Source organism: Mesorhizobium sp. WSM4844 (assembly GCF_055811775.1).
Genome location: NZ_JBVVQB010000006.1, coordinates 45078 through 60146, shown reverse-complemented (window position 1 = coordinate 60146; position 15069 = coordinate 45078). Strand labels below are relative to the sequence as shown.

Sequence of the window (15069 nt, the reverse complement as noted above, 5' to 3'; positions counted from 1 at the left end):
GCTATCCGTTCGAAATCTCGACCAGCCGGTCAAGCACCTTTAGCGCCCGGCCGCTGTCGATGGCTTGCGCCGCCGTCGCCATGCCATCGGCAAGCGTCGTCGCCTTTCCCGCCACCACCAGTCCGGCGCCGGCGTTCATCAGCACCGTATCGCGAAAGGCGCCGGCAGCGCCGCCCAGCATGTCGCGCAGCGCCTGGGCGTTGTAGGCGGCATCGCCGCCGCGCAACTCGTCCTTGGTATGCCGCTTCAGCCCGACCGCTTCCGGGGTCAGCGTAAAGCTGCGGATCTCGCCGCCGACCAGTTCGGCGACCTGGGTTTCGCCGGTGGTGGTGATCTCGTCATAGCCGTCGCCATGGGCGACCCAGGCGTGGTCGGCACCCAGTGCCTTCAACGTCTCGGCCACCGGCATGATCCATTCCGGCAAGAAGACGCCAACCATCTGCCTGACGACACCAGCCGGATTGGAGAGCGGGCCAAGCAGGTTGAAGATGGTGCGGGTGCCGAGCTCGACGCGGATCGGGCCGACATGCTTCATCGCCGGATGATGCGCCGGCGCGAACATGAAGCCGACGCCTGCGTCGTGGATGCAGCGGCCGATCGTTTCCGGCGGGATGTCGAGCTTGACGCCGAGCGCGGTCAGCACGTCGGCGGCGCCGGTCTGCGAGGACAATCCGCGATTGCCGTGCTTGGCCACCGGCACGCCGCAGGCGGCGATGACGAAGGCGGATGCGGTCGAGATGTTGACGCTGTGCGAATTGTCGCCGCCGGTGCCGACGATGTCGATGGCGCCAGCCGGCGCGTCGACGCGCAGCATCTTGGCGCGCATGGTGGCGACGGCGCCGGAAATCTCGCTCACCGTCTCGCCGCGCACGCGCAGCGCCATCAGGAAGCCGCCGATCTGGCCGGGCGTAGCGTCGCCCGACATGATGATGTCGAAGGCATCGCGCGCTTCCTCGAAGGAAAGCGAGCTGCCGGCGGCGACCTTGGCGATGTGGGTCTTGAGCGCGCTCATCTGGTCAGGGCTTGGGCAACGGCGGTCTGGTCGATGCGAACGTCATATTGCGTTTGCAGCTGCGCCACCAGCTGGTCGAGCAGGTCGTCGGACATGCCGGCGGTGAACGATTTCTGCTCGTCGTCCGGCACCGAGCTGGCGTCGGCCCCGGCAGGCTCGAAGACTTCGGCAATCCTGAACAGGATCTGTCCGTCGCCGGTGGGCGAGGGGATCAATCCGGTCCCGCCTTCGCCTTCGCCGAACATCGCAGCCGCCCCTTCCTTGCCGAAATCGGCGTCGTCCGCCCCGCGCTTGACGCCGCGCTTGGTCTGTTTCTCAAGCTTGAGTTCGCTCGCGATCACGTCGAGCGTGGTGCCGGCCTCGAGACGCTTTTCGAGCTCCTGCGCTTTTGCGGTGAGCCGCTTGGTCGTTTCCGCCGCCGTCCAGTCGGCCACGACCTTCTGGCGGACTTCATCCAGCGTGCGGTCGCGGGCCGGCGCGATCGAATCCACCTCGTAGAACACGAAGCCATTGTTGGCGGTGGTGAGGTCGGGATTCTCGGTGCCGGGCTCGGCATCGAACACCGCCTTGATGAGATCCGGCGATTCCGGCAGATCCTTGACGATGGCGCCGTCCGGCCTCAGGCCGGTGCGATCGATCGCGTCGACGGTGACGACCTTCAGCTTCAGCTTTTCGGCCGCTTCCTTGAGCGTGCTGCCCGAAGCGCGGCTATCTTCGTAGCTGTCATGGACGTCGAGCAGAATGCGGCTTGCCTCGCCGAGCGCCAGGTCCTTGCGGATGTCGGCGGCCACTTCGGCCAGCGGCTTCACCACTTCGGGCTTGATCTCGGTGACGCGCAGCAGCACCGGACCGAAGGCGCCCTGAACGACCGGGCTGACTTCGTTGACCTTGAGCGCAAAGGCCGCATCCGCCACCGCCTTGTCGGCGATCTTGTCCTTGGACAGCGTGCCGAGCAGCGTGTCGGCCTGCGTCTTGCCCTCGGCGGCGACGAGTTTGTCGAAGGTCGCGCCGGTCTCGAGTGAATCGAGCGCGGCCTTCGCAGCATCGGGCGTTTTGAACACGAGCTGTTCGATGGTGCGCGTTTCCGGCGTGGTGTAGCGCCCCTTGTTCTTGTTGTAGTCGTCGCTGACCTGCTGGTCGGTCACGGCACTCACATCCGTGATGTCTTCCGGCTCGAGCCTGACATAGGAGAATTTGCGGTATTCGGGCGCCGCATAGGTCTTCTTGTTTTCCTCGAAATAAGCCGAAAGCGTAGTGTCGGATGGCGCTTCAATCGGCTCGACCAGCGATTTCGGCAAGGTCAAATAGTCGATGGTGCGGTCTTCGCCACGATAAAGCGCCACCGCCCTCAAGAACGTATTCGGGGCCTTGAGGCCGTCCGAAACCGCCTCGACGATCTGCTGGCGCACAGCCAGCTGGGCGCGATTCCTGAGATAGTCTTCCGGCCGCATGCCGACCTGTTGCAGTATGTATTCGAAAGTCCTTCTGTCGAAGTTGCCGCCGGGACCCTTGAAGGCCGGGTCTTCATGCGTGAGTTGGGCCAGCCGGTCCTTGGACAGCCCAAGCCCGAGCTTGCGGGCCTGCTCATCGAGGACCGCGCCCGACACGAGTTGCGCCAGCACCTGGTTGTCGAGGCCGAGCGCCGTCGCCTGCTCGCGGCTGATGCGCTGGCCGAATTGCTGCGACATCACGCTGATCTGCCGGTCATAGGCCAGCCGATACTCGTTGATCGACACTTTGGTGCCGCCGGCCGTGACAACGGCGTCGTGGCCTGCAAAACCACCGACCATCTGTCCGGAAATGCCCCAGACGGCGAAGCTCAACACCAATAATATCAGCAGCGCTTTCGCGATCCAGGTCCCCGCGGCGCTTCTCAAGATACCAAGCATGGTCACTTCCGATTTTTTCGCGCATTTTCGCATGCGCCGAGTCTGAAACAAGCGCAATAGCGTCCTTCCGGCCCACTGTCGATTGCTTTGTGGGCTGAGTTTGGTAGTGAGGACGCAGCCGAATATTGCCCGGAGAAGCAAATCCCATGACGCCTGGAATCCGCCCGTTGGTCGCTGGCAACTGGAAAATGAACGGCACCAGCGCCTCGCTCAACGAACTCAGGATGATCGGCAACGGCTTCATGAGCGGGCTCGATGCCGAGACCGAAGCGCTGGTCTGCGTTCCGGCGACGCTGCTTGCGCATGCCGCGGAGATCTTGTCGCGCACGCCGGTCCGGGCCGGGGGCGAGGATTGCCACAGCAAGGAGAGCGGCGCCCATACCGGCTGTATTTCGGCCGAGATGCTGAAAGATGCGGGCGCCAGTCACGTCATCGTCGGCCATTCCGAACGCCGCGCCGATCACAATGAGGACGACGCCATTGTCCAGGCAAAGGCGTCCGCCGCGTGGCGCGCCGGGCTGGTTGCCATCATCTGCATCGGCGAGACGAGAGCCGAGCGCGAGGCGGGCGCCACGCTCGACGTGCTGTCGCGCCAGGTCGCCGGCTCGGTGCCGCCGAATGCAACAGCATCGAATACCGTCATCGCCTACGAGCCGGTATGGGCGATCGGCACGGGACTGACGCCGACCGCCGCCGACGTTGCTGAGGCGCATGCGCATATTCGCGAAAAACTGTCGGAAAAGCTTGGCAGCGCTGCGGCAAAGATGCGCATCCTCTATGGCGGCTCGGTCAAGCCGTCGAACGCGGTCGAACTGCTCGGCGTGAAAAATGTCGACGGCGCGCTGGTCGGCGGCGCCAGCCTGAAGGCGGCGGATTTTCTCGGCATTGCCGAAGCCTATCGAAATATCTCCTAAAGCGCGTCGCGTTTGGCCGGCCTAATGCGACGCGCTTTAGGTTGTTGTTTTTACGCATGTCGTTGTCGCAAAACCGCTGCACACCCTCTGGTCAGGCCCGAGGGCAGGCCCAAGGGCATGCTTTTGCGCGACATGCTTTAGCATCGAAAGGCTGTCGGGCACTTCGGATACTGTGCCGCAGCGGGAAAATGTTGCAACGGCCGCATTGCTTCCCATATTCCGGCCACGGGCTTGGAATTGCCGTCAAAGCATTGTATTGAGCCGCCTCCAAATCACCGGTCGTATCTGCGGCCGCGCAAGGCTTTGCCAGGATAAATTATGGAAACCGTACTGATCGTCGTCCACCTCATGGTCGTGCTCGCTCTTGTCGGCGTGGTGCTGCTGCAGCGCTCCGAAGGCGGCGGCCTCGGCATCGGCGGCGGATCGGGCTTCATGACCGCGCGCGGTGCCGCCAACGCCCTGACGCGGGCGACGGCGATCCTGGCGGCGGCGTTCTTCGCCACCTCGCTGACCTTGTCGATCGTCGCCCGTTACGGCGAGAAGCCGATCGACATTCTCGATCGCGTGCCTGTGACGAACGGCGGGGGCGGCGTGCTCAACCAGTTGCCTGGCACCACAACGCCGACACCGCCGTCCGGCAATACGGCGCCAACGCCGCCTTCCGGCAATGATGCCGCAGCCCCGGCCCCCGCTGCACCGCCAGCGGCGGGAGCGACCACGCCGCCGGCCACAAACGGCGCCACCCAGCCAGTAACGCCGCAGGTTCCAAACCAGTAATCAGCAGACGTCCGGCGCCGCGATCTGTTGTTGTTTGAACACAGTCGCGGCAAATGCCGCACGATCGCTAGGATTCGACCGGGCGCGGCACGCCAGGGCGCTTGAGGCGTCTCCGATTAATCGATTATAGATTGCGCGCGGCACATTCGGGGTCCTTGGGGGACGCCGGGCGACGCCGTGGCAACAAGCATTGAACGATCGGATCTTCGCCATGCAGCTTCGCAGCTTCATTTTAGCCGGCCTTTGGGCCGTGCTCAGCCTTGGTGCGCCCGCTTACGCGGCCATGCCGGCGGGCAATTCGGCCCCTAAATCCGCAGTCACAACTGACGTCGTCAACGTCGCCGCCAAAAGCGATGCGGCGCAACTAAGGCTGCTCAAGAAGAAAAAAGACCCGAGCGCGGCAGATCTTGCCCAGATCAGGAGGATCGAGGCCAAGATCGCGGCTGACAAGCAAGCTGCTCGAGTAAAGGCGATCGAGGCAAGGAAGCTGGCGATGCGCGAGGCGGCCAAAGCCAGGTCGGACGCGGAACGGCAGGCGTTTCTTGCCAGGAAGGGCCTCGCCAAGAAGGATAAGTCCGCTGGCAAGGCCAGGCTGGCCGATGCCAGGCCGGTCAAGATCATCGAACCGATTCAACCCATCGCTGCAATCCAGTCGGCCGAGGCAATTCCCGCCGCGGCCATGAACGTTGCGCTGACCGGCAACAACGGGGAATTGCGCAGCGAGCCGGTCGGGCAGAAGCCGCAGCGCGTCGGGCTGTTCGCCGGCCTGTTCGGCGGCACGTCCCCGTCGATGTCGCTGCTCCCCGAGACCCGCGCCCTCGATGCCGCGCTCGCCAGCAAGGAAGCCAGGAAGCAGTTCAAGGTGAAGCCGGAGTTCGTGCCGCAAGAGGTCGAGTTCACCGGCTATAGCCCCGGCACCATCGTCATCGATACGAGTGCGCGCCGCCTCTATCTCGTCGAATCCTCCTGGACCGCCCGCCGTTATGCGATTGCGGTCGGTCGTGACGGCCTGCAGTTCAAGGGCACGGTCGCCGTCGGCGACAAGCAGGAATGGCCCCGCTGGATCCCGACGCTCGACATGCAGAAGCGTGAGCCGAAGAATTACGGCCGGTACAAGGACGGCATGCCCGGCGGCGGCGATAACCCGCTCGGCGCGCGCGCCATCTATCTCTACGACGGCAGGAAGGACACCCATCTGCGCATTCACGGCACCATTGCGCCGCAGTCGATCGGGACGAGCTCCTCCAACGGCTGTTTCCGCATGATCAACGAGCACGTCATGGACCTTTATCGCAGGGTGAAAGTGGGCACCAAGGTCGTCATCATCTGACGCCTTGACGGGTCAACAAAAGGGCCGGCCTCGCCGGCCCTTTTGCTTTGGTTCGAGCATCATCAGGGCGCCTTCTTGGGAAAAAGCCTTCGCGGCGGTTTTTTCTCTGGCGGAATCAATTCGGCCGCGTTAAGCGATGACTCCCATGGCGCGATATGTATTCATCACAGGCGGCGTGGTTTCCTCACTCGGAAAAGGCATCGCTGCAGCGGCCCTTGGGGCTCTCTTGCAGGCGCGAGGCTATCGCGCGCGCATCAAGAAGCTTGATCCCTATCTCAATGTCGATCCCGGCACGATGTCGCCATACCAGCATGGCGAAGTCTTCGTGACGGATGACGGCGCCGAGACCGATCTCGATCTTGGCCATTATGAGCGGTTCACCGGCCGCTCGGCCAACCAGCAGGACAACATCACCACGGGCCGCATCTACAAGAATATCATCGAGCGGGAGCGACGCGGCGATTATCTTGGCGCCACCGTGCAGGTCATTCCGCACGTCACCGACGAGATCAAGAATTTCATTCTCAACGGCAATGACGACTATGACTTCGTCCTGTGCGAGATCGGCGGCACCGTCGGCGACATCGAGGCGATGCCGTTTCTGGAGGCGATCCGCCAACTTGGCAACGACCTGCCGCGCAACAACGCCGTCTACGTGCACCTGACGCTGATGCCCTATATTCCGACGGCGGGCGAATTGAAGACCAAGCCGACCCAGCATTCGGTCAAGGAATTGCGCGGCATCGGCATCGCCCCCGACATCCTGCTGGTCCGCGCCGACCGCCCCATCCCCAGGGAAGAGCGCCGCAAACTGTCGCTGTTCTGCAATGTGCGCGAGAGCGCGGTCATCCAGGCGCTCGACGTGCCGCACATCTACGACGTGCCGATGGCCTATCACAATGAAGGGCTGGATTCGGAAGTGCTCGCCGCTTTCGGCATCGATCCGGCGCCGAAGCCGCGGATGGAGCCGTGGCAAGCGGTGTCCAAACGCATCCACAACCCGGAGGGCGAGGTGACCATCGCCGTCGTCGGCAAATATACCGGCCTCAAGGACGCGTACAAATCGCTGATCGAGGCGCTGTCGCATGGCGGTCTCGCCAACCGCGTCAAGGTCAAGCTCGACTGGATCGAGAGCGAGATATTCGAGAAAGAAGACCCGGCGCCGTGGCTGGAAAAGGTCCACGGCATTCTGGTCCCCGGCGGTTTTGGCGAGCGCGGCGCGGAAGGCAAGATCCTTGCGGCGAAGTTCGCCCGCGAGCGAAAAGTGCCGTATTTCGGCATCTGCTTCGGCATGCAGATGGCCTGCATCGAGGCAGCGCGTTCGCTGGCCGGCGTCAATCATGCCTCGTCGACCGAATTCGGTCCGACCGAGGAACCGGTCGTCGGCCTGATGACGGAATGGCTGAAAGGCAACATGCTGGAGAAGCGCAGGGAAACCGGCGATCTCGGCGGCACCATGCGGCTCGGTGCCTATCAGGCGGACCTCGCCAGGGGCTCGAAGATCGCCGAGATCTATGGCGACACGCAGATTTCCGAGCGCCACCGCCACCGCTACGAGGTCAATGTCGACTACAAGGAGCGGCTCGAGGATTGCGGGCTGGTTTTTGCCGGCATGTCGCCGGACGGCGTGCTGCCGGAAACGGTCGAATATCCCGACCATCCCTGGTTCATCGGCGTGCAATATCATCCCGAGCTGAAAAGCCGGCCGCTTGACCCGCACCCGCTGTTTGCCAGCTTCATCGAGGCAGCGGTGGAGCAGAGCCGCTTGGTCTAAATCGACAGGCTATCGTGAGATATCCGGGCTAGCATGCAAACCTACGTCGCTCTGCTTTACAGCATCGTGCTCAGCGAGGGGCGGCGTGTCGTCATGTCCGATCTCAGGACCATGACAGAAGGCCTGGGCCTGAACAACCCGCGCACGCTGGTGGCGACCGGCAATCTGGTTTTCGAGACGAAAGAAACAGAGATTGCCGTGCTGCAGCGCCGATTGGAGACGGCGTTCCAAAAGACTTTTGGCCGCCATGTCGACATCATCGTGCGCCGCGCAGATGACTGGTTGAAGCTTGCGGCCGGCAATCCGTTTCCCGCCGAATCGGCTGCCGCCGCGGATCAGGTAGCGGTGCGCGTGATGCGCAAGCCCGTTGCCGCTGAGGCCGTCGCGGCGCTGGAGGCCTATATCGGCAAGGATGAGCGGATGCAGGCCGTCGGCGGCGACATCTGGATATTCTTTTCGCGCGAGACGCCAAGCTCGCGTCTTGTGGCGGCGATAAGTCATAAACGGCTCGGCATCGGCACCTCGCGCAACTGGAACACCGTGCGCAAATTGGCCGAAATGGTCGGCGGATAGGGCTTCCCCTTCTCCCCGTATAGCGACGGGGAGAAAGACGCCTTCGCAAAAGATTTCGCCAATTTCCAGCGTTGCGGAAAGGGTGCCAAGGTTGCGGCCAGCCCCTTCTCCCCGTACAGCGACGGGGAGAAAGACGCCTTCGCAAAGATTCCGCCAATTTCCAGCGTTGCGGAAAGGGTGCCAAGGTTGCCGCCAGCCCCCTTCTCCCCGTTCACTCTCCCTGGGAGAGGTAAATTGGAAATCCTGGCGTCGAAACTGTCCGCGACTTCCTTCGAGATGTGATCGAAGTTTTGGAATGGTCTGTTTTCCGGGAACTGTCCACTTGCAATCGACGACGGATTTGCTAAGTGTAGTTGCGTGCAACCACAATGGAGGCAACAGCAGTGAAACACATCAATATTCGCGAAGCCAAGGCCACTTTGACGGCACTCGTCGCTGCCGCCGAGGCCGGCGACCCGATCACGATCACGAGGCACGGCAAGCCAGTGGCAGTTATCGTTCCGATCGACGAAGCGAGGAAGATTTACCCCGAGAAGCCCAGCCTTGCGGAATACCTGCTGTCGTTCCCCGGTTGGCCCGCGGGCTTCGAACCGGAGCGCGACCGCACCCAGCAAAGCCGCGAGGTTAACCTTTGACCTCATACCTTTTCGACACCTCGGTGCTGTCGGCGACCGCGCCGGGAAAGCCTCCGCTGCCCCCAAATGCGGCAGCCTGGCTATTGCAGCAGACGGGCAACTTGTTTGTGCCTGCCTTTGCCCTCCACGAACTTCGGAGAGGCATCGCCAAGCTCGACCGCTCGGGAGCCACGGCGAAGGCTCAGACGCTAATGGCGTGGCTGCAGGGCATCATGACGGACTACAGCGCGGAAATCTTGCCGATCGATGCGGCGGTGGCGCTGGCGGCAGGCCTCATGGAAGACGCCGCCACAGCCGCAGGGAGTCATCCAGGGCTGGCTGACATTCTCATCGCTGCGACCGCTAAAGCGAACTCCTTGACGCTCCTGACTGGGAACCCGAGACACTTCCAGCCCTTAGGAGTTCCCTGCCTCGATCCGCTGGCGCTTTGACGGAGAAGAGATCCCAAATGGGTCTGCTGCGGCTAGCCAAATCCGGCTTCGCTACCGCCGACCTATACGACACGGTGGGACACGACCTCGCCACATGTTTGTCATGTTTGGTGATTCGATTTCGGTCGAACGATATGCGAGACTTCATTTTTGGCCCGACTTTTTCACCATCGGGTGCTGTTTGCCGGAAACCACATGGTCAGCAGTAAGTTCAAAAGGTTCGATCGGGCACGTGGCGATCGACCGGGAGGAAACAATGAATCGCCTGCAATTCTTTACGCCTGTGCGGATTTCGCGCGGGCAGGAAAGTCCTGCCGAAGAAATTGATAGTGTAGCCGAAGCGATGGAGTTCTTGCGTAGATGGCCAGTCGGCCGGCGTGGGCCAGTCTACCAATGCGCGGTGAATTGCTGCTCCGCGGCTCTGGCGGGCCGGATGTCGGCAGAGGAAGCAAGGAAGGCTTTTACCGGCTTCGCCCGCATCACGCGCTTGCTCGACGACGACTTGGCTCTACCGATAGGCGGCGGCAATGTTGATAGCGTGCATGCGCTGAGGCGATGAACGTTCCTATTTGACCCCTGCCAGGAACGGGGCGCGGCAAGTCACAGCACCTCGAAAGTCACTGCACCTCGACCGGGGCAGCGAAGACGTAGCCAGCGCCCCGCTCGGTGACAATGAGTTTCGGCTCGCTCGGGCTGACCTCGAGCTTGCGGCGCAGGCGCAGTATCTGCACATCGATACTGCGGTCAAACACCTCTTCGTCGTGAATCCTGCTGGCAGCGAGAAGCTGCTCGCGGCTCAGGATTTGTTGCGGCGATTGCAGGAAGGCTGCCAGCAGGTTGAACTCGCCGGCGGTCAACGGCGTCGCTTCGCCGGCGGGCGACCTCAGGCGCCGCATCCGCATGTCGAGTTCCCAGCCGGCAAAGCGGTAACGCTTGGGCTTCTTGCCAGGCGACTGCTGGCGTGTTGACCCCGATCGCCGCAGCACGGCGCGAACGCGCGCAAGCAGTTCCCTGAGGCTGAAGGGCTTAGTGATGTAGTCGTCAGCCCCGAGTTCCAGGCCGACGACGCGATCCACCTCGTCGCGCCTATGGCCGGTGATGATAATGATGGGCGGCGCTTCCGGCGGACTGCCGAGTTGTCGCATGATTTCAAACCCGTCCTCGTCGGCAAGCCGCATGTCGAGGAGCACCAGGTCTACCGGTCTTTCATTGAGGACGCGCGACATGGCCCGGCTGTCGGCAACAGCGCTAACCCTAAAATTCTCGCTCTCCAGGTAATTGGTGAGCATCTCGCGAATTTCGGGGTCGTCATCGACGACAAGAATATGCTTCGCCGCCGCTGCCTGTTCGATTGTGCCTTTCGGCTGCTCTTCGTAGCGCGTGTTCTGTTCGGCTAACATCTCAGACCGTCCGCAGGTATGGAACCCATGACCGAGCCGTTGCTTTATTAGACTTAACGCCGATTAACGGCGATTTGTTGGTAAGCACCGATAATCTTCGTGATCGGATACCACAGGCTCACTCGATGGCGTATGGCCAGATTGGTAAGGTTCGGGCGGGGCTTTTGGTTCCGCTTTGCCTGGCAGCGGCGGCACCGTTTGCGTTGGCCCTGGTCAATCAGCCGGCCGCTCCGATCGGCGAGCCGATTGCTCCGATAACGGGCACTGGTCCTTTCGAACAGGCGAAGATCGCCCTTGGCGAGAGCCTGTTCAACGATGTCCGGCTGTCGCATGACGATGTCATCGCCTGCAGCGGTTGCCACAGGCTCGATCTCAGCGGCGACGACGGCAGGGCTCGTTCCACGGCGGCGGATGGCGGACAGCTCGATTTCAATGCGCCGACCGTCTTCAGCGCAGCGCTCAATTTCCGGCTGAACTGGCGCGGCAATTTCCGCACTGTCGAGGAGCAGAACGAGGCAGTCCTGCTCGATGACAGGCTGATGAACACGAGTTGGGAAGAATTGCTGCCGAAACTGCGCTCCGACCCGGACTATTCGCGGCGGTTCGTGACGCTCTACGGCGCGGCTCCCGGCCGGACGGATGTGCTCGATGCCCTGGCCATCTTTCAACGCTCGCTGATCACGCCCAACGCCCGTTTCGACCGCTATCTCAAGGGCGAGCGCGACGCCATCACGGCGGACGAGGAGCATGGCTATCAATTGTTCAAGGCGTTTGGCTGCATCGCTTGCCATCAGGGCGCCAATGTCGGCGGCAATCTGTTTCAGAAGTTCGGCATCTTTCGGAATCCCTTCGCCGGTCAGAAAACCTTGTCCCAGGCGGATCTCGGCCGCTTCGCCATTACCGGCGTCGAGAGCGACCGCCATGTCTTCCGCGTTCCCAGCCTGCGCAATGTCGCGGTGACGGCGCCGTATTTCCACGACGGCCGCACCGCATCGCTCGCAGACGCAGTAAAGATCATGGCGCGGAGCCAACTCGGCCGGGAACTCGACCAGCGCGATACCGATCTCATCGTCAAGTTCCTTGCGACGCTGACGGGGGAATATCGCGGCCAGCCGTTGACCAGCGCAGCGGATCGTCTGCAGCAATGAAGTCGCTACCCATCCTGGCGCCGGTCGTCGCGTGCCTGCTCATCGTCCTGACCTACCTCCTGCTGCAGGGCGCGGCTCCTGATGCCGCGCGCCACGAACGCACGCTCGACGCTCTCAGGACGGTCATCCTCTATAACGCTGCCCTGCAGCGCGACGTGTTGCGGGCACGGGCGGGGCTGTTGCGCAGCTACGATCCGCTTGTGCGGTCGATCGAGAACCTGAATGAGGCGACGCGGACGCTGCCGGCTGCCGGGGACGTCGCAAGCGGCGAAGCACGGGCGGACATCGACCGGCGGATCGCCGAGGTCATCGCCGCGGTGCGCGACGAGGAAACGCTCGTCGAGGCGTTCAAGTCGGACAACGCGCTGCTGCAGAACTCTTTGAACTATTTCAACTATATGAGCGGCCGGCTCACGACCGAGGGCGACGGCCTTCGAGCGGTCGAGATCGGAGCTCTGATGATCGCCATGTCGCGGTTCATCAGCGATCCCCGGCCGGAGGCGGCAAGGGCAGTGACCGCCTCGCTTGACCGACTGGCCAGGCCGTCCGTCGATGCCGTGGCTGCAAGCGATGTCCTCTCTCTTGTCTCCCACGGCCGGCTTATCGTCACCAGGCTTCCGGCGGTCGACGATCTCGTCTCCCGCCTGCAGACTGCGCCAACGAGCGAACGGGCCCGCGCTCTGCAGGACCTGTATCTCGATGTGCATGGGCGCGCCGCGGAACGGGCTGCGCGGTTCCAGACGCTGCTCTACGTCGCGGCGCTGGTCCTGGTGGGCTATGTGGCTTACCTGTTCGCCCGCCTGCGCCACAATGCACGGATCCTGCGCGAGCGGCTGGAATTCGAAGGCTTGATCGCTTCAATCTCGACACAGTTCATCAATCTGCCGCGTGACCGCATCCGGGCCGGGATCAGCAAGGGCCTCGCGCGCCTGGTGGAACATGCCGGGCTCGACGGCGCCCAGATTTTCGTCAGCCGCACATACGATGCCGATCTTTCCGGCGGCTATTTCTATCGCCGTCCGAGCGGAAGCGCGACGGCCCGCCTGCCGAACGATTTGATCGAACTGGCTTCACACTGGACGCTCGCGGACCATGAACGGCAAGGCTGCATCGACGTCCCCCGCGTCGGCGAGCTTCCCGAGGGGCGGGAGAAGGCATGCCTGCAGGCGCATCAAATTCGATCGTGGCTGTGCATACCGATGTGGCATGCCGAAGAGCGGCTGGGTTTTCTGGCTCTCGATGGCGTAACGCACGAAAAGCATTGGACCGACGACGACATCGCGCTGCTGCGCACTGCCGCCGAGATCTTCGCCAATGCCATCGCGCGCCAACACAACGAACGGGAACGCGAAGCGCTGCAGGCGCGGCTCAACCAATCGCAGCGGCTGGAAGCAATCGGAACGCTGGCCGGCGGCATAGCGCACGAGTTCAACAACATTCTCAGCGCCGTCCTCGGCTATAGCGAGATGGCGCTGGTGGTGCTGCTGAAGGAGTCTCGTGCGCGGCGCTACGTCCAGCAGATCATGAAGGCCGGCAGGCGGGCGCAGGACGTCACGGAGCAGATCCTTGCCTTCAGCCGTCGCCGCGAGCGGCAGCATCACGCGCTGCGGGTGCAGCCCGTGATTGCGGAGGCGGTCGATCTGCTGCGCGCCTCGTTCCCCGCCACGCTTGCAGTGGAGACGCATCTTGCAGCCGCGGATGCCGCGATGACGGGCGATCCGACCGAGCTTCAGCAGGTGGTGATGAATCTCGGCACCAACGCGGCGCAGGCGATGAACAGCCGCGGCGTATTGGAGATCGCTCTCGACATGACGGAGATCGTCGAGGCGCAGGCGCTGTCGCACGGCAACCTGCCTGCCGGCCGTTATATCCGCCTTGCCGTCAGGGACACCGGCAGCGGCATGGATCAGGCGACTCTCGAGCGCATCTTCGAGCCGTTCTTCACGACCAAGCCGGCAGGGCACGGCACCGGGCTCGGCCTGTCGACGGTGCACGGCATTGTCGCGGCACATCGGGGTGCGGTGGACGTGATGAGCCAACTGGGCCAAGGCACGACCTTCGAGGTCTATTTTCCGCAGATCGAACCCGCTTCAGCCCAAGCGGATGAGGGCGAGGGCGAGGCCACCGAGGTTCCGGTCGAGTATGGCAACGGCGAGACGATCCTGGTTGTCGATGACGATACGCCGCTGGTGCAACTTGCCGAGGAGATGCTCGCCGCGCTTGGCTACGAGCCGGTCGGGTTCGACCGCAGCCCCGCGGCTCTCAATGCCTTCCGTGCCGATCCGGGGCGCTTCGACCTGGTGTTGACGGACGAGGTCATGCCTGACATGACCGGGGTCGAACTCTCCGGCAAGTTGCATGAGATCCGGTCTGACCTGCCAATTGTCCTGATGACCGGTTACGGCCGCACGCTGCGATCGCGTCAACTGGCGGCGGCCGGCATAAGCGAAGTCATCAAGAAACCGCTGCTGTCGGCCTCTGTTGCACAATGCCTTGCCCGCCATCTGCATTCAGGCTGATCACGGTCGGCCGGGCTCCTCGTTACAACCGTAACCAAAATTCCGCCTGGCTGAAATCAACCTGTAGCCGGGCGTTTCTATGTTTCACGCCCAGATCGTGATCGCGAAAAGACCATGATCCCGAAAAGTGGACCGGCAGGAGAAGCTGATGACACGGTGGGTTCTCATCGGAATTACCGCCCTTGGCCTGAGCGGGTTGCTCGCCGCCGTAACGCTCGACCCCAGTGAGATGGGTGCGGCGGCGGCGACCGACTCGATCGAGCGCGGTCGATACCTGGCAAAGATCGGTGGCTGCAACGATTGCCACACGCCAAATTATCTGGAGAAGGCCGGCAACGTTCCGGAGGATCGATGGCTGATCGGCGACTCGCTTGGCTTCAATGGGCCGTGGGGCACGACCTACCCGACGAATCTTCGCCAGCTTTTGCGCACGATGAGCGAAGACGAGTGGGTAAAGTCAGCGCGTACAATCGAGACGCGCCCGCCTATGCCGTGGTTCAACCTGCGCGCCATGACCGAGGCCGACCTGCGCGCCATCCACCGCTATGTGCTTTCGCTGCCGGCAGACGATACGCCGGTTCCGGATTATGTGCCGCCCGGTCGTCCGCCGAAGACACCGCATATCGTGTTCGTCCCGCAGGCTCCGAAGCCGTAGCCGCGTCCGAAA

The 15069-nt window shown here is 62.9% G+C and carries 14 protein-coding genes; 11 read left to right on the top strand and 3 right to left on the bottom strand.

Annotated features, from left to right (window positions below; translation table 11 throughout):
- Position 1: 1 nt before the first annotated feature.
- Together trpD and AC0L2A_RS07585 are read right to left on the bottom strand one after the other, a co-directional pair.
- Positions 2-1012: an anthranilate phosphoribosyltransferase gene (gene trpD, locus AC0L2A_RS07590; protein WP_077384095.1), complete on the bottom strand. Its 1011-nt coding sequence runs from the start codon at positions 1010-1012 to the stop codon at positions 2-4.
- The gene (locus AC0L2A_RS07585) at positions 1009-2901 is read right to left on the bottom strand and encodes a SurA N-terminal domain-containing protein (protein WP_473608193.1); all 1893 of its coding nucleotides are present in this window, start codon (positions 2899-2901) and stop codon (positions 1009-1011) included. The genes trpD and AC0L2A_RS07585 overlap by 4 nt, the downstream gene beginning before the upstream one ends.
- Before the next feature lie 146 nt (positions 2902-3047).
- Between AC0L2A_RS07585 and tpiA the strand changes: the two genes are divergently transcribed.
- The 8 genes from tpiA to AC0L2A_RS07545 all read left to right on the top strand — a co-directional run bounded on the left by tpiA (position 3048) and on the right by AC0L2A_RS07545 (position 9894).
- A complete protein-coding gene (tpiA, locus tag AC0L2A_RS07580) occupies positions 3048-3815 on the top strand; it encodes a triose-phosphate isomerase (RefSeq protein ID WP_473608191.1) in 768 nt (255 codons plus the stop codon).
- Positions 3816-4133: 318 nt separating this feature from the next.
- Entirely contained in the window at positions 4134-4592 is a 459-nt protein-coding gene (gene secG, locus AC0L2A_RS07575; RefSeq protein WP_023801242.1) for a preprotein translocase subunit SecG, read from the top strand.
- A gap of 211 nt (positions 4593-4803) precedes the next feature.
- Positions 4804-5922, top strand: coding sequence for a L,D-transpeptidase (locus tag AC0L2A_RS07570; RefSeq protein WP_473608315.1), 1119 nt, complete (start codon positions 4804-4806; stop codon positions 5920-5922).
- A gap of 136 nt (positions 5923-6058) precedes the next feature.
- A complete protein-coding gene (locus tag AC0L2A_RS07565; RefSeq protein WP_084833810.1) occupies positions 6059-7696 on the top strand; it encodes a CTP synthase in 1638 nt (545 codons plus the stop codon).
- A gap of 33 nt (positions 7697-7729) precedes the next feature.
- On the top strand, positions 7730-8269 hold the full coding sequence (locus AC0L2A_RS07560; RefSeq protein WP_473608190.1) for a DUF1697 domain-containing protein: 540 nt from the start codon (positions 7730-7732) through the stop codon (positions 8267-8269).
- A gap of 383 nt (positions 8270-8652) precedes the next feature.
- The gene (locus AC0L2A_RS07555; RefSeq protein WP_473608189.1) at positions 8653-8904 is read left to right on the top strand and encodes a type II toxin-antitoxin system Phd/YefM family antitoxin; all 252 of its coding nucleotides are present in this window, start codon (positions 8653-8655) and stop codon (positions 8902-8904) included.
- On the top strand, positions 8901-9335 hold the full coding sequence (locus tag AC0L2A_RS07550) for a PIN domain-containing protein (RefSeq protein ID WP_473608187.1): 435 nt from the start codon (positions 8901-8903) through the stop codon (positions 9333-9335). Before AC0L2A_RS07555 ends, AC0L2A_RS07550 begins: the two co-directional genes overlap by 4 nt.
- A gap of 94 nt (positions 9336-9429) precedes the next feature.
- Entirely contained in the window at positions 9430-9894 is a 465-nt protein-coding gene (locus tag AC0L2A_RS07545) for a DUF982 domain-containing protein (RefSeq protein WP_473608186.1), read from the top strand.
- Positions 9895-9952: 58 nt separating this feature from the next.
- On the opposite strand, the gene AC0L2A_RS07540 is transcribed toward AC0L2A_RS07545, so the two are convergent.
- Complete coding sequence (locus AC0L2A_RS07540) at positions 9953-10735, bottom strand: response regulator (protein ID WP_473608185.1); 783 nt, start codon at positions 10733-10735, stop codon at positions 9953-9955.
- Between the two features lie 125 nt (positions 10736-10860).
- On the opposite strand from AC0L2A_RS07540, the gene AC0L2A_RS07535 reads away from it, so the two are divergent.
- The 3 genes from AC0L2A_RS07535 (at position 10861) to AC0L2A_RS07525 (ending at position 15057) form a co-directional block, all read left to right on the top strand.
- On the top strand, positions 10861-11883 hold the full coding sequence (locus AC0L2A_RS07535) for a cytochrome-c peroxidase (RefSeq protein WP_473608183.1): 1023 nt from the start codon (positions 10861-10863) through the stop codon (positions 11881-11883).
- Complete coding sequence (locus AC0L2A_RS07530) at positions 11880-14402, top strand: two-component system VirA-like sensor kinase (protein ID WP_473608182.1); 2523 nt, start codon at positions 11880-11882, stop codon at positions 14400-14402. The genes AC0L2A_RS07535 and AC0L2A_RS07530 overlap by 4 nt, the downstream gene beginning before the upstream one ends.
- Before the next feature lie 148 nt (positions 14403-14550).
- Positions 14551-15057 carry a c-type cytochrome gene (locus AC0L2A_RS07525; RefSeq protein WP_473608181.1) on the top strand — a complete coding sequence of 169 codons (507 nt, stop codon included), beginning with the start codon at positions 14551-14553 and terminating at the stop codon, positions 15055-15057.
- Positions 15058-15069 lie beyond the last annotated feature (12 nt).